Here is a 23,440-nt window from a genome sequence, read left to right as displayed (position 1 = left end):
TGGGGTATCCATGATGGTAGACCTCAAGGTGATGGCCTACTTCAAGATTAGCCTTTCAACACGTAATTGGGACATAGCCAATGAAAAAGGGCGGGGAGTGTGACTCCCCGCCCTTGTTGTTTCTGCTGCTGTGGCGGATTAGCGCGCCAGCAGAATACGCAGCATGCGGCGCAGCGGCTCGGCGGCGCCCCACAGCAGCTGGTCACCCACGGTAAAGGCAGCCAGATACTCGGGGCCCATATTGAGTTTGCGCAGACGGCCAACCGGAATGCTGAGGGTGCCGGTGACGGCCGCCGGAGTCAGCTCGCGGGCGGTGATGTCGCGATCGTTGGGGATCACTTTCACCCAGTCGTTGTGGGCGGCCAGCAGGGCTTCGATCTCCGCCAGCGGCACATCCTTTTTCAGCTTGATGGTAAAGGCCTGGCTGTGGCAGCGCAGGGCGCCGATCCGCACGCACAAACCATCCACCGGAATGACGGCGTTCTCGATACCCAAAATCTTGTTGGTCTCGGCTTGACCCTTCCACTCTTCACGGCTCTGGCCGTTGTCGAGCTTGGTGTCGATCCAGGGGATAAGGCCGCCAGCGAGCGGTACGCCGAAGTTGTCCACCGGCAGGGTGCCGGAGCGGGTCTTCTCGGTGATCTTGCGCTCAATGTCGAGGATGGCGGAGGCGGGATCCGCCAGCTCGACCGCCACTTCATCACGCAGCATCCCCATCTGGGTCACCAGCTCGCGCATATGGCGGGCACCGCCACCGGAGGCAGCCTGATAGGTGGCGACACTGACCCACTCCACCAGGTCGGCCTTGAACAGGCCGCCGAGGGCCAGCAGCATCAGGCTGACGGTGCAGTTGCCGCCAACGAAGGTCTTGATGCCATCGTTTAGGGCCTGCTCGATGACGTCCCCGTTAACCGGATCCAGAATGATGACGGCGTCTTTCTCCATCCGCAGGGAGGAGGCAGCGTCAATCCAGTAACCCTGCCAGCCAGCGGCTTTCAGGCGTGGGTAGACATCCTTGGTGTAGTCGCCGCCTTGCGCGGTGATGATGATATCCTGCTTGGCCAGCGCCTCGATATCGAAGGCATCCTGCAGAGTACCGGCATCGACGCCGAAGTTGGGCGCGGCCTCACCGGCCTGGGAGGTGGTGAAGAATGTGGGTTGAATATGGGCGAAATCCTGCTCTTCCTGCATCCGGCTCATCAGAACCGATCCCACCATGCCACGCCAACCGACCAAACCTACTTTTTTCATATTGTCCTACCCTGGATTGCTGCTAAAGAAACTCGCGGTGACACCCGTAACCCCTTGTCTGGCGATGCCTGTTTTACAAGCGGTTTACAGGCCATTTAAAAAATATGCGCTGCGAAAAATGCGTCTATCCACATTACGGATTGTGGCGGCTTGCGCAAGTCGAATTGCGCAATATTCTGTGCCGTTTGCTGCATTAACCGGCAGGGACAGCGTAGCTGCGACAGGCGGACAGGGAGAAGGTCAACATCAGACGAAAAGGCCACCGTTTATGGCGGTGGCCTGTCAATAAAGTGGTTGAGAACGTCCTCTGCTGTTGTCTGAGGGCGTAGTTGGCAAGTGAAATAGCCCGACAGCGTTGGCGCTTAGCCGTAACGGGCCAGAGTCAGCCCCTCGTCGCTGATGGCGGGCTCGCTGCCGCTGATGAGATCGCACAACAGCTGACCCGAACCGGCCGCCATGGTCCAGCCCAGGGTGCCGTGGCCGGTGTTGAGCCAGAGACCGGGAATGGGGCTCGGCCCTACCAGCGGGGTACCGTCCGGCGTCATGGGGCGCAGGCCGGTCCAGAACTCGGCTTGGCTGATATCGCCCCCCTCGGGGAAGAGATCCCCCACCACCATCGCCAGAGTGTCGTGGCGTCTGGGATTGAGAGCGAGGTTGTAGCCCGACAGCTCCGCCATGCCGCCGACCCGGATCCGCTCGTCAAAGCGGGTGATGGCCACCTTGTAGGTCTCGTCGAGCACGGTACTGCGCGGCGCGGCGTCGGCGTTGATCATCGGCAGGGTGAGGGAGTAGCCCTTGACCGGATAGACCGGCAGCTCCAGCCCGAGCGGGCGCAGCAGCGGCCGCAAAAAACCGGTGGCATAGCTGCCGAGCGCACAGACGATGGCATCGGCGCGATAGCGCTGCTCGCCCGCCCGCACCGCCACGGCGCGGCTCCGGGCAACCTCAATCTCGTCGATATCGCAGTTGAAGACGAACTTGACCCCGAGCTTCTCGGCTGCAAGGGCAAGGGCCTTGGTGAAGCGAAAGCAGTCGCCGGTCTCGTCGCCGGGCAGACGCAAGCCGCCGACGATCTTGCCGCGCACCCGCGCCAGTGCAGGCTCTGCCCCTTCGCAGCCGCTGGCATCCAGCGACTGGTAGGGAACGCCATACTCCTCCAGCACCTCGATATCGCGCTGGCTGGCATCGAGTTGGGACTGGCTGCGAAACAGCTGCAGAGTGCCGAGCTGGCGCCCTTCGTAATCGATGCTCAACTCGTCACGCAGTGCCTTCATGCAGTCGCGGCTGTATTCGGCCAGACGCACCATGCGTCCCTTGTTGGTGGCATAGGCGGTCGGGGTGCAGTTGGCGAGCATTCTGAGCATCCAGCGCAGCTGGAAGGGGTCGGCGGTGGGGCGCACGGTGAAGGGGGCATGCTTTTGCAACATCCACTTGGCGGCCTTGAGCGGGATGCCGGGGGCCGCCCAGGGGGCCGCATAGCCCGGGGATATCTGCCCGGCGTTGGCATGGCTGGTTTCAAGGGCGACGCCACTCTGCCGCTCCAGCAGGGTCACCTTGTGACCCGCTTTGGCTAGATACCAGGCGCTGGTTACCCCAATCACGCCGCCACCGAGAACCAATATCTCCATATCGTCTTTCCTTGACTGATCTCCTGATGTGGCCACCACCATAATCAGCCGCCACAGGATATTCAACCGCTCTGCGCAGGATTGGGATCTCCGTCTGCTTGCCGGTTACAGGCTGGTGTTTGGTGCGATGGCACGCCTGATTGCCAGCGTAAATCGCTGCGCTGTTGTCAGGGGCATGTGTCAGGGGCGTGGCCCGCTTACAACTGCTCCAGCTTGATCAGGTACTGCTCCGCTGTCGCCAGAATGGCCTGCTGCTGCGCTGCGGCTTGGCCATCCCAATTGGCATAGGGGAGGGCGAGGCGGGGATTGCCGCCCAGTTTGTCCCGATTGCGCCAGAGAAAGTGCCAGTAGAGGCTGTTGAAGGGGCAACTTCCGTCGCCGTGGCGGGCTTTCACCTGATAATGGCACCCCTTGCAGTAGTGGCCCATCCGCTCGAGATAGGCGCCGCTGCTGGCGTAGGGCTTGCTGCCCATCAGGCCGCCGTCGGCAAACTGGCTCATGCCGCGGGTGTTGGGCAGCTCGACCCACTCGATGGCATCCACATAGATACCGAGATACCAGGCATCCACCTCGTCAGGATCGATCCCCGCCAGCAGGGCAAAGTTGCCTGTCACCATCAGCCGCTGGATATGGTGGGCGTAACCGTGCTCAAGGGATTGGTTTATGGCGTGGCGCACGCAGGCCATGTTTGTTTCACCGCTCCAGAAAAAGTCGGGCAGCGGCCGGTTGGCCCCGAGAAAATTGCTGCGCTGATAGTCGGGCATCTTTTCCCAGTAGAGGGCGCGAACGAACTCGCGCCAGCCGAGGATCTGGCGAATAAAGCCCTCCACCTGCGCCAAGGTGATGGTGGCCTGATTGACCTGCCAGTGGGCTTCGGCGGCGCGGATCACCTCAAGCGGATGAAGCATCTTGCTGTTGAGGGAAAACGACAAGCGGCTGTGAAACAGGCTCCAGCCCTGCTCGCTCAGGGCATCCTGATAGCGGCCAAAGTGCGGCAGGCAGTGGGCCAGAAAATGGGCCAGCAGCTCGCGACTCTGGCGCCTTGTGATGGGCCACGGCAGTCTGCTGGCATCTGCCTCGCCGATGGTGCTGACCCCGTGGCGGGTCAGCATGGCATCAATCTCGCTTACCTCGTTGGCAAAGGTGAGAGGTTCCGGGATCGGCTGGCTCGCCGGCAGTTTGGCGCGATTCTCGTCATCAAAATTCCAGCGTCCGCCAAGTGGTTGGCCGCGCTCATCAAGTAGAACTTTGTATTGTTTGCGCAGGGCGCGGTAGAAGAACTCCATCCGGCTGTGGGGATAGCGCTGCCAGCCATCGCGGGGAGTGAGAAAATGCTCGCTATCTACCTCAGTGGCAGGGATGGCCAGGCCCGCCGCCCAGCTTTTCAACTGGCTGGCGAGGCGCCACTCGTCCGGGCTCTGCCAGGCAAAGCTGCTGGCCTGATGTGCTTCGAGCTGGGCCTCCAGCAAGCCGTGTAAGTCGGGCCAGCGGGCGCTCTCATCGAGGGTCAGGTAACAGACGCGGTGGCCCGCTTGGGTGAGTGCCGCTGCGAAGGCGCGCATGGCGGCAAAGAAGGCCAGCACCTTCTGGCGATGGTGGCGGCAGTAGTCGGTCTCCTGCCGTAGCTCTGCCATCAGATAGCAGATTGCCGGATCCGGTGTGCGAAACCAGCTGTGACCGGCGTTTAGCTGATCGCCGAGGACAAGGCGCAGCTCCATCAGACTCGCTCCTCCTCAGGTTGCTGCCTGCTGTGACGAGCGTGGCGACAGCGCTCGCTGCAGTAGCGAACCTCCTCCCAACAGCGTGCCCACTTGCGCCGCCAGCTGAAGGGGCGTTGGCAGACGGGGCAGATCTTCTCGGGCAGATGGGGTTTGCGATGCATGGGTCTTCCAGCTGTGGGCAACGAGGTAGCGTGAACGGGGTCAATTCAACGGGATAACAGCTTAACGAAGCGGGGCGCCTCGTGGATCATCGAGAATCGCGTCGGGTCGAGTGAGTGCGCACTTTGTGAGCGGGCGCACAGCCCGTCGGTGCGCCCCTTGTTTGAAAATTAACCTGCCGTTAACGTGGCGAGGCTGCCCGTTGGCAGCACCTATCAATGGATCTTATTGGCCACCGACTGTTTACAACCGATATGGAGGGGAGTGATGCCAATCATGACAGCTACGCCCCGGGCAGTTTGCCTGCTCGCCCACTGGTATACCCGGGATCCCATTCTCACCTTCGACTTTCCTCACCGCTGATTGGCGGCACCCGCCGTTTGAATTTGTCAGCCGGACGACCCTGATCGCCCCGGCCTCTTTGCCAATCCCTGATTTAAACACGCTGGCCTTGCGCCGGTGAGGAGTCTTTTATGCGTCGTATACCCGAGCCGTTTCGTATCAAGATGGTCGAACCCATCAAACAGACCACTGGCGCCGAGCGCCGCGCCGCCCTTGAGGCCGCTGGCTGGAACCCCTTCCTGCTGCTGGCCGAAGATGTCTATATCGATCTGCTGACCGACAGCGGCACCGGTGCCATGTCCGATCGCCAGTGGGCCGGTATCATGATGGGGGATGAGGCCTATGCGGGCAGCCGCAACTTCGTCGAGCTCGAGCGCGCGGTGCGCGAGATCTTTGGCTACCAGCATGTGATGCCCACCCACCAGGGGCGCGGGGCGGAGCAGATCCTCTTTCCCGAACTGGTCAAACGCTGCAAGGGCAAGGCGCCGGTCTTTATCTCCAACTACCACTTCGACACCACCAAGGCTCACGTTGAGTTGGCCGGGGCGCGTGCCATCAACCTGCTCACCCCGAAGGCTCTCGACACCACGGCCCCTTACGCCTGGAAGGGGGATTTTGATCTCGGTCGCCTGAGCGACACTATCGAAACCCTGGGGGCCGACAACGTGGCCGGTGTGATCATCACGGTGACCTGCAACAGCGCCGGTGGCCAGCCGGTCTCCATGGCCAATATGGAGGCGGTCTCGGCGCTGGCCCGTCGCCACCACATTCCGGTGGTGATCGATGCCGCCCGCTTTGCCGAGAACGCCTGGTTTATCAAGGAACGGGATCCGGCTTATGCGAAGTGCAGCATCAAGGAGATTGTGCGCCAGATGTTCGCGTTGGGGGACATCTTCACCATGTCGGCCAAGAAGGATGGGCTGGTCAATATCGGCGGGCTCTGTTGCTTTAAAGAGGATCTCGACCTGTTCCGTGCGGTACAGGTGCGCTGCGTGGCGATGGAGGGGTTCGTCACCTACGGTGGCCTCGCCGGACGGGACATGGCGGCGCTCGCTATCGGCCTGCGGGAGGGGATGGATGAGGAGTATCTCACCTATCGCATCAGTCAGGTGGCCTATCTCGGCGAGCGGTTGGCCGAGGCGGGCATCCCTATCCAGACCCCCACCGGCGGCCATGCGGTCTTTGTCGATGCCAAAAAGCTGCTGCCCCATATTCCAGCCGAGCAGTTCCCGGCTCATGCGCTCGCCTGCGAGCTCTATCTGGAAGGGGGCGTGCGCGGGGTGGAGATAGGCTCACTGCTGCTGGGGCGTGACCCCGCTACCGGCAAGCAAGAGGCGGCAGACTTTGAGCTACTGCGTCTCACCATTCCGCGCCGGGTCTACACTCGGGATCACATGGACTATGTGGCCGACTGCCTGATCGCGGTGAAAGCGCGGGCCAGCGAGATTCGCGGGCTCACCTTTGACTACGAGCCGCCGCTGCTGCGCCACTTCACTGCGCGGCTCAAGCCTGTCTGATCAATAACCGGTTTGACGGGGTGATCAACCGCGCCAAGCCGTGAAGATCAAGGGCAGACTCCTGTGATAGATCCCAGTAAAAAAGCCCCCGCACCAAGGTGCGGGGGCTTTCGTTTATCGAGGCGAAGCCGGGATCAGACCGCCTGATACTCCAGCTCGACCGAGCCCAGCGCCTTGAGGGTGGACTGGGCGGAGTCACGCTGGCTGATCTGGCCGTTTTTGTTCTCCAGCAGTACGGCGCGGTGGATGGTGGCGAGATCTTCGCCGTTAAGCACCGCATGGGCGCAGGCCATCTGCATCGGCGGCAGGCTGGGGTTGAAGGCGGCGTTCTCGGCGTAGCGGCCAGAGAAGATGCGGCCATCGGCAAACTGCAGCGCCACCGCGGCATAGCCCTGGCTATAGGGGGCGTAGCTTTGACGGGCGGCGGCAAGCGCGGCTTGCCACAGCGGGTCTTCGCTTTGAAGCTGAAGCTCTGCGTGATCCTGCGGGCTCATCAGCGCATCCGTGATGTCGAGATCCGCCGGACCGAACGAGTGGGGCAGGAAGGATTGCAGGGCGCTCAAGTCATCGGGCAGAGAGACTTTCAGGATCTTGGCGGTGCTCAGCTCGTTCATAAACTGACGGCAGTGGCCGCAAGGGGTGTAGTTGACGGTGATTTCAGAGATCCCGGTCTCACCACCCAGCCAGGCGTTGGAGATGGCGGACTGCTCGGCGTGAACAGAGTGGAACAGACCCTGACCCGAGAACTCCATGTTGGCACCGAAGTACCAGCTGCCGCTCAGGCCGCAGGCGATGGCACCGACATAAAACTTGGAGATGGGCGCCACCGAGCAGGCGGCGGCCAGCGGCAACAGGGCGAGGCGCAGGGCGCGATCATCGAGACCTGTGGCGGCTTTCAGTGTGGCGACTTGCTCCGGCGTGAAGCGGGCGTTGAAGTCGGCACTATCCAGCATGGGCTGCACGGCTGCTTTGAGCGGGGCAGAGAGGGTATCGAATGGCTTGGCAAAACGGGGATGCATAGTGTGTCCTCAAAGGCCAATTGGGCGGCCATTGTAGGGAGCAAGCTCGGGTAAATGTGTGAGCAGGCTCACGCCCTGATGGGCAAACGGAGGGGGATGGTAATGGAAACGTTTGTCTTGTGCAAATTGTGCGGCAGGTCGCACCCCGAGAGGCCAGCAGGCCCCTCGGAATGGTCAACAGGTGGTCAATGGGGTGATCAGATCAGCCAGTGATAGATGGCAAAAAGGAGGGGCGCAACGGCCGCGGTGAGGATCCCGCACACCACCATGGCCAGCGACGCAAAGGCACCCTGGGTGATCCCCTTTTCGGCAGAGGTGGCGGTGCCGATGGCGTGGGCACAGGCCCCCATGGCAAGCCCTTGCGCTTCCGGGTCGGTTACTTTGAGCAATTTGAGCAGCGGGTAGCCGATCAGCGCACCGACAATCCCCACTACCACCACCACGGCCGCCGCGATGGCGGGAATGCCGCCGATGGATTGGCTGACGCTCATGGCGAGCGGGGTGGTGATCGATTTGGTGGCCAATGAGGCGAGCAGTGCCGGATCTGTGCCCATAAAGTGACCGATCAGCAGGGTTGTGCACACCGAGATCAAGACGGAGGCGAGGGTACAGATTAGGATGGGCTTGAGTTTGGCCTGAATTTGGCGCGCCTGCTGATAGAGCGGCAGCGCCAGCGCTACCACGGCGGGCTCCAGCAGCATGGTAATGGGGCTGCTGCCGCGCTCGTACTGCTCAAGGGGCAGATCAAACCAGAGCAGCAGGCCGATGATCACCGCGGTCGGCACCAGCACCGGATTGATGATGGGCCAGGGCAGACGGCGATAGAGGGCGCGGGTGGCGAAATAGAGCGCCAGGGTCAGGGGAATCGCTAGCCAGAAGATCATTTGTTCATCCTCTGGTAGAGCCGACCGACGGTGGCGAGGATCAGCACGATCCCGAGCACGATGCAGAGCATGATGACGCCGAAGGATTGGCGCAAGGGCTCAAGCCAGGCCACCAGTCCGACCGCAACCGGCACGAACAGCACGCCCATGTGGCGCAGCAGCAAGCCAGCGCCCAGCTCGACCCAGTGCAGCTTGATCAGTTGCAGGGAGAGCAGCACGAACAGCAGCAGCATGCCGATGATGCTGCCGGGAAAGGCAAACGGCAGGATGGCTGCCACGGTTTTGCCTGCCAGCAGGCAGGCGACGATGACCATAAAGTCACGAAAGTACAGCAAGGCGCGTTGCGCGATCACGTGAGCCTCATCGACTGGGAAGAAAAATCGCAGTTTACCAGAGAGGCCGGGTCGCGGCATTAAAACAATAACAACTGAAATCAGTTCATTTGAAGCTGATTTGATTGGCATTTTTTGAAAGGTCCCTGATAGAACCCTTTTTCGAACTACAAGGAGTAGTGATGACATCCCTCTTGTCCCGAGTTCGCCAGCTGGCGAACGATAACGCGTTGCCACCCCATCTGTTGCAAACCCGTCAGTGGGAAGGGCCTCTGTGCCGGGTACGACTCGACAACACCGGTTCTGATGCCACATCAGTTGACCGCTGGGTGCTGTTTGACGGCAAGCTTGGCCTGCCGGTGGAGAGCGCCATCTATGGCGAAGGATTCCAGATGCTGGCCCAGACCATGGGTAGCTGGCAATCACCGCAACATGTTGGCCGTTGTCCTGATGCCAGCGTCTATCGCATCACCGATGACAACGGCTACCACACCATTCACAACCTGCTGCTGGTGGAGCATGGCAAGGGGTGGCTGCTGCTTGCCTTTGCCAGCTGCCACCGTTTTGGCGGGGAGTTTCGCCTCTACCCGGATGGTCGCTTGCAGATCCTGATGAACTGCGAAGGGCGGGAACTCGCGGCCGGTGAGCACTGGCAGAGCGAGGCGCTGATCTGCCTCGAAGGGGCGGAGCGCGAGGATCTGCTGGCCGAGTTGGCACAGCTGATCGAGGCCGAGCACGGCTCGCTGATCGGCAAGGTAAGTGAGCGCCCGAACGGCTGGTGCTCCTGGTATCACTACTACGCGGATGTGAGCGCTGCCGATATTCGCGAAAACCTGCAGGTGCGCGCCGAGCGTTTCCCGGCCCTGCGTTATGTGCAGATCGACGACGGCTATCAGGCCAACATGGGCGACTGGCTCACCCCGTCGGCCAAGTTTGAGCAAGGGGTGGCCTCACTGGCTGCCGAGATCAAACAGGCTGGCTGTGAGCCTGCCCTCTGGGTCGCCCCCTTTATTGCCGAACCAAGCTCGCAGGTGTTTCTGGATCACCCCGACTGGTTTGTGAAGGGGGATGACGGCCTGCCGCTCCCTTCCGAACGGGTTACCTATGGCGGCTGGCGCTGCACTCCCTGGTATGTGCTGGACGGCACTCACCCCGAGGTGCAGGCGCACCTCGAGCAGGTGTTCCGTACCCTGCGTGAGCAGTGGGGCATCCACTACTTCAAGCTCGATGCCAACTTCTGGGGCGCCATCCACGGTGGCCGTTTCCACGATCCGGCTGCCACCCGGGTTGAAGCCTACCGGCGCGGCATGGCCGCCATCCTGCGTGGTGCAGGTAAAGGTGCCTTCCTGCTCGGTTGCAACGCTCCCATCTGGCCGAGCCTTGGCCTGGTGCACGGCATGCGGGTGAGTGACGATGTGGAGCGCAATGGCCATCGCTATCGCCAGATTGCCCGCGAGGCCTTCTGCCGCGCCTGGCAAAATGACAAGCTCTGGGCCCTCGACCCCGACTGCATCTGCCTGCGGGATCTGCCGAGCCAGCAGGCGAGCGAGGCGGAATACAGCTTTCATCTGGCTGCGCTGGTGGCGAGTGGCGGTATGATGCTGGCCGGTGATCGACTGCAAGATCTCGATGAGGAGCAGGCGGCGCAACTGCACAAGCTACTTGAGCTCTGTGCGGCCCGGGCCCCCTCTGCCCGTTTCGAGTCGATGGATTTTGCCTGCGGCGAAGTAAGCCTGCCAGAGGGCGGCACTCTGCTCTGCCTGTTCAACTGGGAGGGGCAACCACAAGAGTTTCTGCTGCCGGAAGGGGGAACCGATTTTTGGCAAGGGCAGGCTGTCGGCACAACCGTGACCCTGCAAGGGGGCGAGGGGCGGGTGATCCGCTACACCTGATCACCGCGTCACCACAAACAATTCAGGCTCCATCACGGAGCCTGAATTGTTTCAATTAATAGTGGTCAGCGGTTAGTAACGCCACTCAAAGCCGATGGCGTATTTGGCAGAGCCGTAGCCCGGAATGTCGCTGCCGGAGGCGATCGCCTTGAGGGTCAGCAACGGGGTGATGGGTACCCCCAGACCGAAGCCGATGGCCAGCTGATCATTGGGGTTCCCCATCAGATCAACCCGCATCACCCGATAGAGGGACATATCCTCGCTCAGGTGTGTATACGCCTGTGACGCACGGTTATAGGCCTGACCAAATACTTCCAGCTGAAAACCGGACTGGGCACTGATGGCCAGCGGCACCCCGACAAACTTGTAGAGATGGGAACCGTTGAAGTAGCTGTTGGTGATCTGGGGAGTGAAGTCAGTCTGCTGGTAGAGGCTGCTGAAGTTGTGTTCGACGATGCGATAGGTCTGCTCCGGCAGGCGAGCAAGATAGTCCGGCACATCGAACCGGTATGCGGCGTTGGCTACCAGCGGCAGCAGGGTCAGTAATCCGAGCAATGCGTGGTGACGAGGCATCAGCAAATGGCTTCCGTTCGGCCAAACAGATCTCTTGCGTTTGGGGCATTTGCCCTGAGTGTTGCAAGATATTGGTTTTTTGGGGAAATCCCCTTCGTCATTATGACCTGAAGAAGGGGATGGGCGGGAAGGATTTATTGTGAAACTACTCACAACTCATAAATCTTCCAGATAGCGATAGAGACTCTTGAGAATCGCAAAGTTCCGTTCGTTACTCTGGTTCTGCTCTGCCAGCGCCTCGAGACGGGGCACATAGTCCGGCAGACGGCGGCTGAAGTAGTCGCTGCAGTGCAGGCGCCAGCGCTTCTGCTCCGCTTCGCTCAAGGTGTGTGGCCAGTTGCGGGCGCGGTAGCGGAACAACATCTCCGGCAGCCGCGCGTCGGTAAAGGCAAACTCCCGGTCACCCAGCAGATCCGCGGGGGTGGCACGCACCAGATCCATGGTGGACTTGTCGCCGTGGCCAAAGAAGCCGGCGTAGAGCTGGGTATCGGGGTCGCTGTCATTGCTGCCGGCAAACTCCTGATTGAACACCTCCACCAGTTTTTCCCGCACCTCGGGGTGAGCCCGCAGCAGGTTCAGGCTCTTGCGGCACTGTTCCCGGTCGATGCCAAGCTCGTCGGCGCGCTCGGAGGTCAGGGTGGCCGCCGGCGCCAGCACGGGGCACTTGTTGATGTGTACCAGTTTGACCGGAATACCCGCCAGATCACCCAGCTCCTCTTTCTTGGTGTAGAGCCGCTCGCGGATCTCCTCGCTGGTGAGTTCGATAAGCGGGGTAGGGTCGCGGGTGAGATCCACCATGATCACCGCATTCTGGTTGGTGGGATGCCAGGCGAGTGGCGAGACCCAGCTCACGCACCCTTGCCAGGGGGAGAACATGCCGGAAACGTGCACCAGCGGCTTCATGGTCACCACGTCGATCAGTGCCTTGACCTTGTTCTTGTTGCGAAGCTCAAACAGATAGCCAAACAGCTTGGGCTGGGCCTTTTTCACCAGCTTGGCCATCTCTATGGTGGCCAGCACATCGGAGAGCGCATCGTGGGCATTGGCGTGGGCCACGCCGTTGGCCACCGTCAGCTTCTCCAGCCTGAAACTCGGCTTGCCCTCCTCGTCAAATGCCCACTCGATCCCCTCCGGGCGCAGGGCATAGCAGGCCCGCAGCATGTCGAGTATGTCCCAGCGGGAGTTGCCGTTTTGCCAGCTGTAGGCGTAGGGGTCGTAGAAGTTGCGATAGAGGGTGTAGCGGGTCACCTCGTCATCGAAGCGAATGCTGTTGTAGCCCAGCACGCAGGTATTCGGGGTGGCAAACTGCTCGTGGATCTGGGCAATGAAATCCGCCTCGCACAGTCCGTCCTTCATCGCCTTTTGCGGCGTGATACCGGTGATGAGGCAGGCCTCCGGCTCCGGCAGATAATCCGCCGGCGGCTTGCAATAGATGACCAGCGGCTCGCCGATGAGGTTGAAATCCGCATCGGTACGAATACCGGCAAACTGCGACGGCCTGTCCTTGGCGGGGCTGATGCCGAAGGTCTCANCTTGCAATAGATGACCAGCGGCTCGCCGATGAGGTTGAAATCCGCATCGGTACGAATACCGGCAAACTGCGACGGCCTGTCCTTGGCGGGGCTGATGCCGAAGGTCTCATAATCGTGGAAGTAGAATGTTGGCTGTGTTGTTTGGTTCTTGGGTGTGCTCATGTGTTCTTGTTTTATCGCCTAAGCTTTTGATTATATGGTTCTTGATGATGTGTTCAGCTTTATCTGAGCACCCAATAAATTCTTTGCTGTTTGTGTCTGTCTGCCTATGTTCACCGTCCAATTAGTACAACTCAAAGTACAAAACATGGTATTTTGTTAGTACAAAACTTTATTGGGTGAGCTATGGCAATTACAGACAGCTGGCTGCGAGGCGTCAATGGTAAACCATACTCCGGCCAGAGCGAAGTCACTGACGGTGATGGGCTTGGCATAAGGGTGTCACCTAAAGGGCTGATCACCTTCCAAGTGCGTCATATGCGTGATGGGAAACAAGTCAGAACCTCGATTGGCCGTTACCCTGCGGTGACTCTTCGGGATGCCAGGATCAAGGCAGCGGAAATCAAGGCTGGCCCTGAGCAGATTGTTAAAACCAGTGAAGAGCCTACACCTGCAGCTCTGTTTGAAGAGTGGTTCGAGAAGTATGTGATGCGGGAGTGTCGTGAAGGCACGCAGAAGAACTACCGTTACACCTTCTCTTCGGTTAAGAACCGGTTACCAGACAAGCCCCTAAATCAGATTACTATGGACATGTGGCTGAGCTATTTCGATGCCATAAGCGAAAGAGCACCCGGTGTTACCCGTTCGGTCATTACCGGGTTGAAAGCATGCTTCAACTGGCATATCCGCCGGGGCACGATCAACGTGCCCAACATGATGAGCTTACGAGCTCGGGATGTCGGGGCGCCAGCTAAGACCGGGCACCGGGTGTTGACGGTAGCCGAGGTTGCCAAGATTTGGCGAGCGATTGAGGCGAGCCGGGCAGGTACCGGTAACAAGGTGATCCATTTACTTTGTCTGGTCTATGGGTGCCGACTGTCCGAGGCCAGAATGCTCAAGCGCCAAGACCTGGATTTCGAGTCTATGGTCTGGACGGTGCCGGCGGAGATCAGCAAGACCGGTAAGCCTATCCGTCGTCCCATCACATCAGTAGGTCAGCAACTGTTCGAACGGGCTGGGATGGCGTCGGTGGACTCTGTTTATCTGTTCCCTGGGCAAGGGGAGGGGAATAGTCCTCTGGAGATCCACTCGTGTAATCGGCTGGTGAGCCGCTTACGCAGTAACTTGGGGATCCCCCATTGGCGGATCCATGATGCTCGGCGAACCCTATCTACGAGGCTATCAGAAATGGGGGTTGCTCCCCATATCACCGAAGTGATGTTGGGTCATGCTCTGCTGGGTGTAATGGCTGTTTACAACAAACATGACTGGCTGGAGGACCAACGGGCAGCTTATGAGCTTTGGTGGTCAGTCCTCCAGCGTGAGCTAGGAGTGGCTTTGAGTCCGGTTGTGGCTGTTAATCCAGTCCATAACGTGTGATTTGATCCAGCGCAATGGCTGGTGGTCGATTGGCTTGGGAAACGTGGCGTCTTTATTGCGCAGGTGATATAGCGCGGTCCGTCCCTTGCCAAGCATCACCAGCAGCTCTTTCTGTTCAATTTTCTCGATTGGTTCAATCATAATGCCTCCATCGCTTGATAGCGTTGCTGGTACTCGGAGTTCACCTGCTTCCATTGCGGGTCATTAGCCATCTTGAGGCAATGAATACGGCGAGCCATTGCAAACCTTGCTTTGTCCAACATGTTGGCGCTTGCTGCGTGATGTTGGGCCTTCTTGTAGGAGAGGGCGGCATCGATGTAGCTAGCGCTTTGCTCCTGTTGGATGGCTTGCTTGAGGTCATCCCGGTAATTGCGTTGGTAGAGTCTGATATCCATCGTGTCCTCCCGGACAGTCGTTGTTACATCACAGCCATAGTGGCCAGAAACAATGTGGTGCTAACCAAGATGGCCAGCCGCTCAATCAACTCCCCCTTCACGTTCCTGATATTCCAGCTCGTTGAAGTTGAGATATTGGGCTGGCGCTTGCTCTATGGCCGCCAACCTGATCTGTTGTGGGGTCATAGGGTGGTGTGCCTCGATGGTGCCGGTCAGGCGATCCGGCGCAGACCCCAGTTCGGTCGTGGCGCTCAGGATGTAGTTGTAGCGGTGCATTTGCCTGCTCCTTTGGTGGTGTCTATCTGCCAGCGGTACCCTCCATGTTTCTCCTGCTGGCCGGCAAGGCAGCGAGTGATGCCAACCCTAACAAAGCCGCCCTTGTTCTCGGCGTCGGTGACGCTATCGAACCGGACCACCTGATCCCCGCAAGTGCCAATGACTGGGGTCTTGCGCCACTGCGGCGGCTTCACTGCATCCACATAGAGGCGGCTGGTATGTCGGCCACTGCCGTTATTTCCAACTAGGCAGAAGTGCTCAACCCGGGTAGTGAAGCGGGACTCTCTGTGGATCTGTCCCATCACAACACTGGCCTCGCTGACAGTAAGGGAGAACTCGATCGCCACTTCAGGGCTGATAGCGCCCCCAGATCTAGAATGTACCCATTCTGCAACCTGCTGGATTAAGCTCATGCTGCCTCCCCGTCGTTCAGTGCCAGCATGAGCTGTTCTTCATTCGGATTCAGTAGATGCTTTGCCATCCGTGTGGCGTGGCTGAGCGTGTGATCTTCATCGGTACCATCATCCAGTAGATCTCGAATGTATCCTGCGAGCAGTCGGGTGTGGGCTGGAGTGAGTAGCTCGGCCTCATCAATCTGATAGATGACTGCCTTGATTGCCGGGAATTGCTGCCAGTCCTGGAGTGGCTCAATACCTGTAATGAGTGTGGCGAGTTGCCCCGATGCTGTTGGTTCAGCAATGACTTTTGCTTCTGGCACTGGAATTACTGGGCTGGTGGACGCGATCGCCCGGCTTGCCTCTTCGTTGAGTGCTACTGCCTGCCGGTGGATCATGTCGAGGATGAGTTGACCGGTGGTAACCAGGTCGTCACGGCGCAGACTGGCCTCTGGGCGGCGTTCCCCCTGCCAGCTGGTATCGAATATCACCACGGCGGAGGCGAAACCGCTGGAGCTTGGCTTATCTTTCTTCGGATCCCGCGGGACGTACCAGCTCGGCACCTCAAAGCCGATGCGACCGCTGATGAACTGGATAAAGTCGGCATCCTCCGGCCACCATGTTTCGCTGGTAGCGGCCTTGATAAGCAGCATGATCTTGGCACCAAGAGCCCGCTGCTCGCGGCAGTAGTTGAGGATTGACTCCATCCCAGTGATAGCATTGCCGTCGCTATCCACGCAGGGGCGGGAGTAGGGGGGGTTGGCGAAGGCAGCCCCCCCAAGGCGGCGCAGGTCTGCCGCCAGGTCCTGGATGAGTGCGTTGTCCTCGGCATCGTAGTAGTTAGGCAACAGGGAGTTGCAATCGTCGGCGAACATGTCGAGCACCACCGGTCCCAGAGTAGGGGCGAATTGGTGGAACAGGCCCCATGCCAGCGCCTTGGGGGTTTGCCACTGGTCCCCAATCTGCTTGAGTTCGTGGTCTGGCTGGGCTTGCAAGAGGGCCAGCGCCTCGGAGTAATGATTCATGTGTTCCTCATCAATCAGTTGTAATCCGTCCCCTGAATTAGGGTTTGGTCTTCTTGGCTGATACCGCCTTCTTTGCAACCTTTGCGACTTCACGGGCTGCTTTGAGGCACTCATCAAACACCTTCCCCTTGGCAAAGCTGGGTGTCCGATCGAAATGGCGTTTTGCTTCAGTAACACCAAGCGAGATTGCATGGGGAGGGAATTGTTCTTTCTCCAGCGTTTCCTTGATGTGTTTGGTAATAAAGTCGTTTGGGTGCATTGATGCCTCCGCCATTCCTTAACTGGTCTCATCACACAAGCGACAGGCAATGGGAGTCCGTGACCCGCTGATGGGCCGCTATCGCTTGTGGGATAAGGGCCCCGTTGCCGGGGCCAGGAGAGAGCATGTCGGGCTGGTTTGGCAGGGCCTGGAGCCCTGTGCCATCGTGAGCGGTGGAACTGCCCTTGATGGCGCCGCCATGGAGGTGACGGTTGGTGTTGCTTGTTGGTCAGCTGCCAGCCCGAGCAGCCAGATCAACATCAGGAGTAGTAACCACATGCGTTGCACCTGTGGTGAGGCTGAGCGCTTCACAGCGAGTCAGCCGTTCTTGTTGTCGGCACCAGTGCGCCCTCACGGGCAGACCTACCATTTAGAAACTGTCGCCTCTCGGCGAGGGCCTGGGTGGCGCTTCACAGCGGGACCAGGCGACCGCGTAACCCTGCGGTGGGAGATATGATCACCTCCTTGGGGTGGTCAAATCGGTTGGCTGTGGTGTCCTACGATTGCACTTCCTATCGGCACCTCCCGGCTGCTCGCAGCATATGGGATGGTTATCACCACAACTGTGGATTGCACTGGTTACTGAATCCGTGCCATGCAGGGCGGTAATCAGCTGTGGTTTTTAGCGTGGTTCCACTCCACCCCAATGCAATCCCAGTTGTGTCCCGGCCTTTCACCGGGTGGGTGGCTGGGGAGTCAGACCCGCCACTCGCTTTGTTCGCTGTAACTTCGCTGTCTTTCCAGCTGCCAGCCGGTCACTGATTTTGTTTTCCGGTCACCCTTATCGGCACGTATTACACCTTTCAAGGGGAGAGCGGGGAGGTGAATCAGCCCGGTTGCCGGTGTTATATTCCCAAGCGGTATGTTGCCACCGCTGCCAGTTTTCGCTGGCCCTCCGGCTGGGGTCGTCTTTCGCACTGAACACATATCCTAACTTTTGGTTAGGATATATCGGTTATTTTTTTGGTCAATAGCCAAAAGTTAAGTTTGTCGATTTTTTTTCAAATGGGTTCATTTGGTGCAAAAATGGATTTCTTTATGGGAGGGAGTCCATATGAGTGAACTGATGGAGTGTCGCGCTTGCCTCGCTCTGGCTGATGAAGGTGAGCGGGTCTGCCCTCAATGCGGGTCGAGTCTGCTGGGTAGCGTCGGGGAAGAGCTGTCGCAACAGTTGGCCGTCAAGCAACAGCTGGAGGCGTTTGTTGCCACCTATCACACTTGGGCCGAAGGAGCCTGGAATGGGGTAGGGATCGATCTAGTCCGCAATAAACTGGCGGTTCGTTACTACGATGGCTATCGCAACTGTCGCAAGATCATCCAGGGCGAGCAGGTCATAGGCGTGAAGGTGCATGAAACCGCTGGCGCAACGCACACCAAGACCAAGGGCGGAAGCCAGCTGGGGAGGGCGGTGATCGGCGGCGTGATGCTGGGAGGCGTCGGGGCTTTGCTTGGTGGCCTGACAGCCAAGAAGATCAGTACTGGTACGTTGGCAAGCATAGAGGTATTGATCTCCACCACAGACCAAGATTTTCAGTTGGTCACTATCACCCTGCTGGCAAGTGAGCACAGGGCTGATTCATCAGTGGTGGCGCACGCAAGACGAGCTGCAGAGATATGGGTAGCAAGAGTTGAAACACTCATCAAGCAGTGTGCGAGTAACGCGGTAGCGGCTGCCAAGATGAATGGCGGCAGTGTCGCTGACGAGCTGGGGAAATTGGTGTGGCTTCGTGATCGTGGCGAAATAACCCAGCAGGAGTTTGAGCTGCTCAAGGGGCAGCTGCTTGCAAATTGCAATGCAAGTTAAGATGCAAGCAGCTATTCAATCATCACCGAACAGACCAATACTGCACAGATGTGGACATCCTCATTAACCTGGAGCATTGGATATTGCGGGTTCAATGGCTTCAACCACCACTGGCCTGCATCCATCACCAGTTCTTTGAAGGTCATGTCGTTGCCATAACGGGCGATGACTTTCTTCCCGGGCGCCGGCTCAACATCGGGATCCACGATGATGATGGTGCCATCGGGATAAGATTTGCCCCCCATCGGCGCGACCATTGAGTCACCCTTCACTCGAACCGCATAGGCTCTGGTTCCCACGCGCACCGGACTTATTGTGGTTTCTTCAGCCTCTTCAAGGGTTGGTACATCCCCGCAATCCCTAAACTCGCCAGCGCTGACCCAAGCAATAAGTGGCACCTGATAGATGGGGAATGGCTGAGGCTCGACATTGCCTTCACCCGTATCGGTTCCTGTAAGTAGCCACTGCACGCTCTTACCGGTGATCCTGGCCAGCTCACCAAGTCTTTTAACCTCTGGCAAGCCTTCCCCTCTCAGCCATTTGCGCACCGATATTTCGGACAGGTCCTCTCGAAGAGTTCGCTTGAGCATGGCAATTCTGCCCCGCTGTGGCCATCCAAGTTCATCCAGAGCGAGGTTGAGTCGCTCGGCGAATGCCATTTTATCGGCTTCGTAACGCGCCATTTGTGTCTGTTTCTCATCCATATCCTAACGTCCGGTTATTATGTTGTGATCTGGTGCTAACTTTAACCTCTTGCTAGATTTGCTAACCAAGAGTTATGATTTGAGCTGTAAAAAAGACCAGAGGACGCCATGCATACCCTGATAACTCGATTTGGCTCCAAGAGTGCTCTCGCTAACGCACTGGACATTACTCCCGAGGGGGTAAGCAATGCGTTCCGGAGAGGCAAGGTCCCAGTGACCTGGGTACCCAAGCTCAAGCTGCAAGGTTTGAGCCAATCTGAACTTGCAGCTCTACCCCTCACTGATGAGGGGCGGGCGATTGTATCAGCATTTGCTGAACGGCAATAACTAGCAGTTAGGAACAACTATGACAGAGCAACGGAATGACACAATGGCAAAAGCTCAGGCAGTTTTCCGGTCATCTGATGTGATGGCTGCTGCCTACGGCATTGGTCATCGCTATAACGCCAGCGAGCTGGCGCGACTGATGGGCCGCAAACCTGGGGAGTTTTGCAAGAAGCTCAATCCTGATTGTGACGATCGCCACATCACACTGGCGGAGGCTGTCGCGATCACCGAACTCACCGGTGACAACGCGATTCTTGAGGCCTGGTCAGCCAGCCGCGGCAAGGTTCTGGTAGAGCTGCCTGCCGGCGTCGTCAGTGATGACGATCTGGTTGAGCAGGTGCTGTTGGCACAGGCGGTGTTTGGCTCGCTGATGCAGGCCATTCACGACGCTCGCGCTGACGGCATTATCGACCGGATGGAGCACGGCCAGATTGAGCGGATCGGCACTCAGGTCGCAGAGCATGTGTTGGGGCTGATCAGTACCACGGCAGTCAACGTTCGGCAGTTGCCAACGAGCGCCAGCAAGTAGAAACAAGGCGGCCCCGCACTGCGTCAACAGTCGGGGCCATGGTTCAAGCATCCAAGCATCGAACGAGGATGTGAACATGGAAAATCATACGGATATCAAGCCCATTGGGCAAGAGTGGGATGCCGCGGAGCTGGACGAGATTAATGCGTGGTCTCGTGCTCACCCCCCTGTTAAATCGTGCGGGAGCTGCAATGGCACCACCCGGCGCAACGTGATCCCCGAGGTACTGCCGCGCCTGGTTGATGGTACCAGCGGCACCTTTCTGGTCTACGGCAGCTTGAAAAGCGGGCTCAAGATCCCGGTTACCCCCGAGCAGGCCCAGCGCCATCTGCAATGCCTGCTGCAGCATCTGCAGGAGGTTCGCCATGGGTGATGTAGTTAGACTGGCGGCCTCTGTGGCCGCCCCTATCAACAGGAAGGCGAGCAGCAACATGAGTGACAACCGTCGCAGTGGTTATGTGGTGTGCTGGCGTTCGTTGCTGCAAGCAGACTGGGCCCGCAATGCCACCAAGCTGGCAGCCTGGATGCGGTTGATTGGTCTGGCCGCCTACGAGACGGGCTGTTTGCGCTACAAGGGCCGTGACTGGCACTTGATGCGTGGCCAACTGGTGATCAGTGCCACCGAGCTTGGACAGCAGCTGTGTGACGAACGCGGCCGAGGTCTCGACAAGAAGGCTACAGAGCGCCTGCTTGGCTGGTTCGCCAAAGAGGGGATGCTCGAACTACGTGGTACCCCTTGGGGCACCATCATCGAGATCTGCAACTACGACGACTATCAGGCAGCCCTGCAGCCGTTTACCTCTAATTGCGAGTCATTCGCAACAGAGCAGTTTGAGGGCGCGACAAATGGGGCACCCATAGGGGTACACATCGGGGTGCCGACCGTCCCGCCCAAAGCCTTTGCTGATGCGGCCTTGAGTGGTGATGCTGTCGCGCCGACTGTCGCGCCTATCGGGGCCCCGACCGTCACGACAACAGAACAAGAAGTAAAAGAATCAGATAGTACAGAGGATCTTAAACAGATCTCTTGTCCGGTTTCTGACGAAACCGAACGAGACCAGAAGCGCAAGGTCACTCTGGTGGTGAGCTCTGAGGCAAAGGAGGTTCTGGCGCACTTCAACGCAGTAGCTGATCGCCGCTATCAGGCCAAGCCTACCGCCCTGCAGAACATCAATGCCCGCCTGGCTGATGGCTACTCGGTCGCAGACCTGCAGCTCGTAGTGGACTTCAAGACTGCTCACTGGGCTGCTGACCTGAAAATGAGCGAGTACCTTCGCCCGATGACTGTGTTTGCCCCGCAGAAGTTCGAGAGCTATCTGGCAGCGGCCAAGCGCTGGAACTCCATCGGCCGCCCGCGCTGTGTGAACGGCGAGTGGGAGGGCTACGAGCGCAAGCGCCCCATGTCAAACCTGGTCAATGCCCAGAAACAGGCCCAAGCCATCATGGCGAACTCAGGAGTCGGCTATGACGACAACACAATCCTCTGAGGTGGCTGTGCTGCACCGAGGCGCTCTGCAGGCCGAGCACGTTGCTGCAGATCCGCTGACCCTGTTTCTGGCAAACGAGCTGTTCCCGATGATGATCGCTTACTGGCCTGCCAATGCCAACCAGCTGGACAGCAACGCCACCGGCACTGCGAAGGCTTGGGCCCTGACCATCAAGGGGTTCCCTGTCGGCTTGGTGCGTGAAGCGGTGCTCAAGCTGGCTGATGATGCCGATCGGCAGTTCGCCCCGCGCCCTGCCGAGGTGAAGGCGCTGATGGCGAGCATGATGCAGGCCGCTCAGCCTACCGCTCAGACTGGGCAAACCATATCGATTCGGGCATGCGAGATGATCGCCGAGGTCAGGGTGCTGAAGCGCGAAGGCGCGGCACCAGCTGAACGGGTGGCGGCCGAGCTCGCCAGCCTGCAGACATCGCTGCATCAGCGCGGCGTCACAGTGACAGGGAGGATTTAGTGATGGCCAGTCAATTCAGTGAAGTCGCCGAGCGCGATGTGCGTGAAGCCCCATTTTGCCGGGTTGCCATCTATCCGCCGGTGCGCGGCTGGGTGGGGGAGCGAGTGCAGCTCGAGGTTGCAATTTCACCGGAGAAGTTCGGAGAGACTGAATACCTGACTGATACCGGTTATTACCTGGTGGTTGGTGACCCTGAAGAGGTGCGGGAAGAGGCGGAGCGCATCCGTGGCAAGGTTGTCGAGCTGGTGAGGGTGGGGTCATGATGCACTACTACGCCCAGCACACGGCAACCCGCGACTGGTATGCCCCGGTGCTGACTATCGAGGAGGTGGAGCGCACCAGGGAGGCCGGCATGCCCATCATGATCGCGATCTACCTGATCGGGAAATACGGATTTGAGTCGGTGGCCGAGCAGGCAGCCGATGTTGTCGGTGATGCGCTGACCCGCGCATCTGAACACACCACCACCGGGAGGGGGAGGAGCTGATGAGCCTTGGATGGATGTTTCTGATACTGGGACTGCTTTGGCTGGCGTTGCTGGCCATGTTGATGGTTATTGTTCGCCAGTGGATTGCAGAGGAAATTGGCCCCGAACTGGACGGGGACGGGCCAGATGATGAGCCGCGGTTGGTATCGACCTGCCGCGAGCTGAGCGAACTGGCGGCCAAGACCCGGGAGGCCAGTCATGGTTAAGGGTTTCTTCTTGGTGATGTACGTCTTTGTGGCGCTGTTTGTGCTGGCCCATGTGCCCTATGAGGGTGGGGTAGGGTGGCAGATGCTACAGGCGCCGGTGGTGTGGGTGATCACGGCGGGTTGGGTGATAGTGATGTTCCCACGTCAGATCGCCCGCCTGCTACTCGCACCACTGCGGGCCGTGCTGCTGGCGGTGGTGTGGTGCGGGACCCTGTTCCTGGCGTTGGCAAAGGCGGTTCTGGTGAAGCTGAACCGCATGAATCGCGATCTGGCCGAGGAGGCCCATCATGACTGTTAAACCGAAAGAGCTGAACGAGCAGGGGTTGATCGACCTGACAGGAGTGAAGGTCTATATCGCTGGGCCAATGACCGGTTTGCCGATGTTCAACCGGCCAGCCTTTTTCGCCGCCGAGGCGTATCTCCAGGCACAGGGGGCAGTGGTAATGAACCCAGCGATCTTGCCTGATGGGTTCAGTCATGACGCCTATATGCGGATCGCCATTCCTATGTTGATGGAGTGTGAGGCAGTTGCGTTTTTGCCGGGTTGGCAGCAGAGCAAGGGGGCGCGGCAGGAGTTCACAAGGGCTCACGCATTCGGGCTTGAGCTGCTGCAATTGGATTTTGCGGCCCTGGCTTGCGAGAAGATGGTCTGCCAACATCTGCCATTACTGGTGTAGGTCATATACCA

Annotated in this window: 29 protein-coding genes and 1 pseudogene; 13 read left to right on the top strand and 17 right to left on the bottom strand. The window is 59.1% G+C overall.

Annotated elements, in window-relative coordinates; genetic code table 11:
* Positions 1–138 precede the first annotated feature (138 nt).
* The 4 genes from asd to BSP75_RS20780 form a co-directional block, all read right to left on the bottom strand.
* A complete protein-coding gene (asd, locus tag BSP75_RS20795) occupies positions 139–1,251 on the bottom strand; it encodes an aspartate-semialdehyde dehydrogenase (protein WP_005345266.1) in 1,113 nt (370 codons plus the stop codon).
* Positions 1,252–1,613: 362 nt separating this feature from the next.
* The gene (locus BSP75_RS20790) at positions 1,614–2,921 is read right to left on the bottom strand and encodes a D-amino acid dehydrogenase (protein ID WP_362859544.1); all 1,308 of its coding nucleotides are present in this window, start codon (positions 2,919–2,921) and stop codon (positions 1,614–1,616) included.
* A gap of 155 nt (positions 2,922–3,076) precedes the next feature.
* Positions 3,077–4,597, bottom strand: coding sequence for a cryptochrome/photolyase family protein (locus BSP75_RS20785; RefSeq protein ID WP_075114506.1), 1,521 nt, complete (start codon positions 4,595–4,597; stop codon positions 3,077–3,079).
* Entirely contained in the window at positions 4,597–4,761 is a 165-nt protein-coding gene (locus BSP75_RS20780) for a DUF2256 domain-containing protein (RefSeq protein WP_075114505.1), read from the bottom strand. Before BSP75_RS20780 ends, BSP75_RS20785 begins: the two co-directional genes overlap by 1 nt.
* Positions 4,762–5,232: 471 nt before the next feature.
* On the opposite strand from BSP75_RS20780, the gene BSP75_RS20775 reads away from it, so the two are divergent.
* Entirely contained in the window at positions 5,233–6,618 is a 1,386-nt protein-coding gene (locus BSP75_RS20775; RefSeq protein ID WP_075114504.1) for a tryptophanase, read from the top strand.
* A 134-nt stretch (positions 6,619–6,752) separates the two neighbouring features.
* Here BSP75_RS20775 and cdd read toward each other — a convergent pair whose 3' ends face one another.
* From cdd to BSP75_RS20760, 3 genes are all read right to left on the bottom strand, one after another.
* The gene (gene cdd, locus BSP75_RS20770; RefSeq protein WP_075114503.1) at positions 6,753–7,637 is read right to left on the bottom strand and encodes a cytidine deaminase; all 885 of its coding nucleotides are present in this window, start codon (positions 7,635–7,637) and stop codon (positions 6,753–6,755) included.
* A gap of 197 nt (positions 7,638–7,834) precedes the next feature.
* Positions 7,835–8,521, bottom strand: a complete 687-nt coding sequence (locus tag BSP75_RS20765; RefSeq protein ID WP_005333281.1) for an LrgB family protein — start codon at positions 8,519–8,521, stop codon at positions 7,835–7,837.
* Positions 8,518–8,874, bottom strand: a complete 357-nt coding sequence (locus BSP75_RS20760; protein ID WP_075114502.1) for a CidA/LrgA family protein — start codon at positions 8,872–8,874, stop codon at positions 8,518–8,520. The genes BSP75_RS20765 and BSP75_RS20760 overlap by 4 nt, the downstream gene beginning before the upstream one ends.
* Before the next feature lie 161 nt (positions 8,875–9,035).
* On the opposite strand from BSP75_RS20760, the gene BSP75_RS20755 reads away from it, so the two are divergent.
* Complete coding sequence (locus BSP75_RS20755) at positions 9,036–10,745, top strand: alpha-galactosidase (RefSeq protein WP_075114501.1); 1,710 nt, start codon at positions 9,036–9,038, stop codon at positions 10,743–10,745.
* Between the two features lie 72 nt (positions 10,746–10,817).
* Here BSP75_RS20755 and BSP75_RS20750 read toward each other — a convergent pair whose 3' ends face one another.
* From BSP75_RS20750 to BSP75_RS21340, 3 genes and pseudogenes are all read right to left on the bottom strand, one after another.
* Positions 10,818–11,318: a hypothetical protein gene (locus BSP75_RS20750; RefSeq protein ID WP_075114511.1), complete on the bottom strand. Its 501-nt coding sequence runs from the start codon at positions 11,316–11,318 to the stop codon at positions 10,818–10,820.
* A gap of 156 nt (positions 11,319–11,474) precedes the next feature.
* On the bottom strand, positions 11,475–12,857 hold the full coding sequence (sbcB, locus tag BSP75_RS20745; protein ID WP_075114500.1) for an exodeoxyribonuclease I: 1,383 nt from the start codon (positions 12,855–12,857) through the stop codon (positions 11,475–11,477).
* Positions 12,851–13,012: pseudogene (locus tag BSP75_RS21340) on the bottom strand (exonuclease domain-containing protein); the annotation flags it as partial. The pseudogene BSP75_RS21340 and the gene sbcB, both read right to left, overlap by 7 nt.
* 183 nt (positions 13,013–13,195) lie before the next feature.
* On the opposite strand from BSP75_RS21340, the gene BSP75_RS20735 reads away from it, so the two are divergent.
* The gene (locus BSP75_RS20735) at positions 13,196–14,389 is read left to right on the top strand and encodes a site-specific integrase (RefSeq protein ID WP_075114499.1); all 1,194 of its coding nucleotides are present in this window, start codon (positions 13,196–13,198) and stop codon (positions 14,387–14,389) included.
* Here BSP75_RS20735 and BSP75_RS21740 read toward each other — a convergent pair.
* The 6 genes from BSP75_RS21740 to BSP75_RS20710 all read right to left on the bottom strand — a co-directional run bounded on the left by BSP75_RS21740 (position 14,336) and on the right by BSP75_RS20710 (position 16,739).
* The gene (locus tag BSP75_RS21740) at positions 14,336–14,530 is read right to left on the bottom strand and encodes a hypothetical protein (protein WP_148140791.1); all 195 of its coding nucleotides are present in this window, start codon (positions 14,528–14,530) and stop codon (positions 14,336–14,338) included. The two genes, BSP75_RS20735 and BSP75_RS21740, sit on opposite strands and share 54 nt — an antisense overlap.
* Entirely contained in the window at positions 14,527–14,784 is a 258-nt protein-coding gene (locus BSP75_RS20730) for a hypothetical protein (RefSeq protein ID WP_075114498.1), read from the bottom strand. Before BSP75_RS20730 ends, BSP75_RS21740 begins: the two co-directional genes overlap by 4 nt.
* 81 nt (positions 14,785–14,865) lie before the next feature.
* Positions 14,866–15,060, bottom strand: a complete 195-nt coding sequence (locus tag BSP75_RS20725; protein ID WP_075114497.1) for a hypothetical protein — start codon at positions 15,058–15,060, stop codon at positions 14,866–14,868.
* Entirely contained in the window at positions 15,036–15,473 is a 438-nt protein-coding gene (locus tag BSP75_RS20720; protein WP_075114496.1) for a hypothetical protein, read from the bottom strand. Before BSP75_RS20720 ends, BSP75_RS20725 begins: the two co-directional genes overlap by 25 nt.
* A complete protein-coding gene (locus tag BSP75_RS20715; RefSeq protein ID WP_075114495.1) occupies positions 15,470–16,480 on the bottom strand; it encodes a phage N-6-adenine-methyltransferase in 1,011 nt (336 codons plus the stop codon). The genes BSP75_RS20720 and BSP75_RS20715 overlap by 4 nt, the downstream gene beginning before the upstream one ends.
* Before the next feature lie 37 nt (positions 16,481–16,517).
* The gene (locus BSP75_RS20710; RefSeq protein ID WP_253186659.1) at positions 16,518–16,739 is read right to left on the bottom strand and encodes a hypothetical protein; all 222 of its coding nucleotides are present in this window, start codon (positions 16,737–16,739) and stop codon (positions 16,518–16,520) included.
* 1,054 nt (positions 16,740–17,793) lie between these two features.
* Between BSP75_RS20710 and BSP75_RS21950 the strand changes: the two genes are divergently transcribed.
* Entirely contained in the window at positions 17,794–18,543 is a 750-nt protein-coding gene (locus tag BSP75_RS21950) for an SHOCT domain-containing protein (RefSeq protein WP_075114493.1), read from the top strand.
* Positions 18,544–18,554: 11 nt separating this feature from the next.
* Here the strand turns inward: BSP75_RS21950 and BSP75_RS20700 are convergent, their stop codons facing one another.
* Entirely contained in the window at positions 18,555–19,247 is a 693-nt protein-coding gene (locus BSP75_RS20700; protein WP_075114492.1) for a S24 family peptidase, read from the bottom strand.
* 370 nt (positions 19,248–19,617) lie between these two features.
* On the opposite strand from BSP75_RS20700, the gene BSP75_RS20695 reads away from it, so the two are divergent.
* The 9 genes from BSP75_RS20695 (at position 19,618) to BSP75_RS20655 (ending at position 23,429) form a co-directional block, all read left to right on the top strand.
* Positions 19,618–20,103 (top strand): phage regulatory CII family protein, encoded by a 486-nt coding sequence (locus BSP75_RS20695; RefSeq protein ID WP_253186658.1) that lies wholly within the window; start codon positions 19,618–19,620, stop codon positions 20,101–20,103.
* A gap of 76 nt (positions 20,104–20,179) precedes the next feature.
* Positions 20,180–20,476, top strand: a complete 297-nt coding sequence (locus tag BSP75_RS20690) for a hypothetical protein (protein ID WP_075114490.1) — start codon at positions 20,180–20,182, stop codon at positions 20,474–20,476.
* Positions 20,469–21,590: a conserved phage C-terminal domain-containing protein gene (locus tag BSP75_RS20685; protein ID WP_075114489.1), complete on the top strand. Its 1,122-nt coding sequence runs from the start codon at positions 20,469–20,471 to the stop codon at positions 21,588–21,590. Before BSP75_RS20690 ends, BSP75_RS20685 begins: the two co-directional genes overlap by 8 nt.
* On the top strand, positions 21,568–22,059 hold the full coding sequence (locus BSP75_RS20680) for a hypothetical protein (protein WP_083617278.1): 492 nt from the start codon (positions 21,568–21,570) through the stop codon (positions 22,057–22,059). The genes BSP75_RS20685 and BSP75_RS20680 overlap by 23 nt, the downstream gene beginning before the upstream one ends.
* A 2-nt stretch (positions 22,060–22,061) precedes the next feature.
* Complete coding sequence (locus BSP75_RS20675; protein ID WP_075114488.1) at positions 22,062–22,322, top strand: hypothetical protein; 261 nt, start codon at positions 22,062–22,064, stop codon at positions 22,320–22,322.
* The gene (locus BSP75_RS20670; protein ID WP_075114487.1) at positions 22,319–22,546 is read left to right on the top strand and encodes a hypothetical protein; all 228 of its coding nucleotides are present in this window, start codon (positions 22,319–22,321) and stop codon (positions 22,544–22,546) included. The genes BSP75_RS20675 and BSP75_RS20670 overlap by 4 nt, the downstream gene beginning before the upstream one ends.
* Positions 22,546–22,752: a hypothetical protein gene (locus BSP75_RS20665; RefSeq protein ID WP_148140790.1), complete on the top strand. Its 207-nt coding sequence runs from the start codon at positions 22,546–22,548 to the stop codon at positions 22,750–22,752. The genes BSP75_RS20670 and BSP75_RS20665 overlap by 1 nt, the downstream gene beginning before the upstream one ends.
* Complete coding sequence (locus BSP75_RS20660) at positions 22,745–23,050, top strand: hypothetical protein (RefSeq protein ID WP_075114485.1); 306 nt, start codon at positions 22,745–22,747, stop codon at positions 23,048–23,050. Before BSP75_RS20665 ends, BSP75_RS20660 begins: the two co-directional genes overlap by 8 nt.
* Positions 23,040–23,429: a DUF4406 domain-containing protein gene (locus BSP75_RS20655; protein WP_075114484.1), complete on the top strand. Its 390-nt coding sequence runs from the start codon at positions 23,040–23,042 to the stop codon at positions 23,427–23,429. Before BSP75_RS20660 ends, BSP75_RS20655 begins: the two co-directional genes overlap by 11 nt.
* Positions 23,430–23,440 lie beyond the last annotated feature (11 nt).

It is taken from the genome of Aeromonas sp. YN13HZO-058 (assembly GCF_001921245.1).
Taxonomy (GTDB): domain Bacteria; phylum Pseudomonadota; class Gammaproteobacteria; order Enterobacterales; family Aeromonadaceae; genus Aeromonas; species Aeromonas allosaccharophila.
This window is presented reverse-complemented; position numbering and strand designations above follow the sequence as displayed.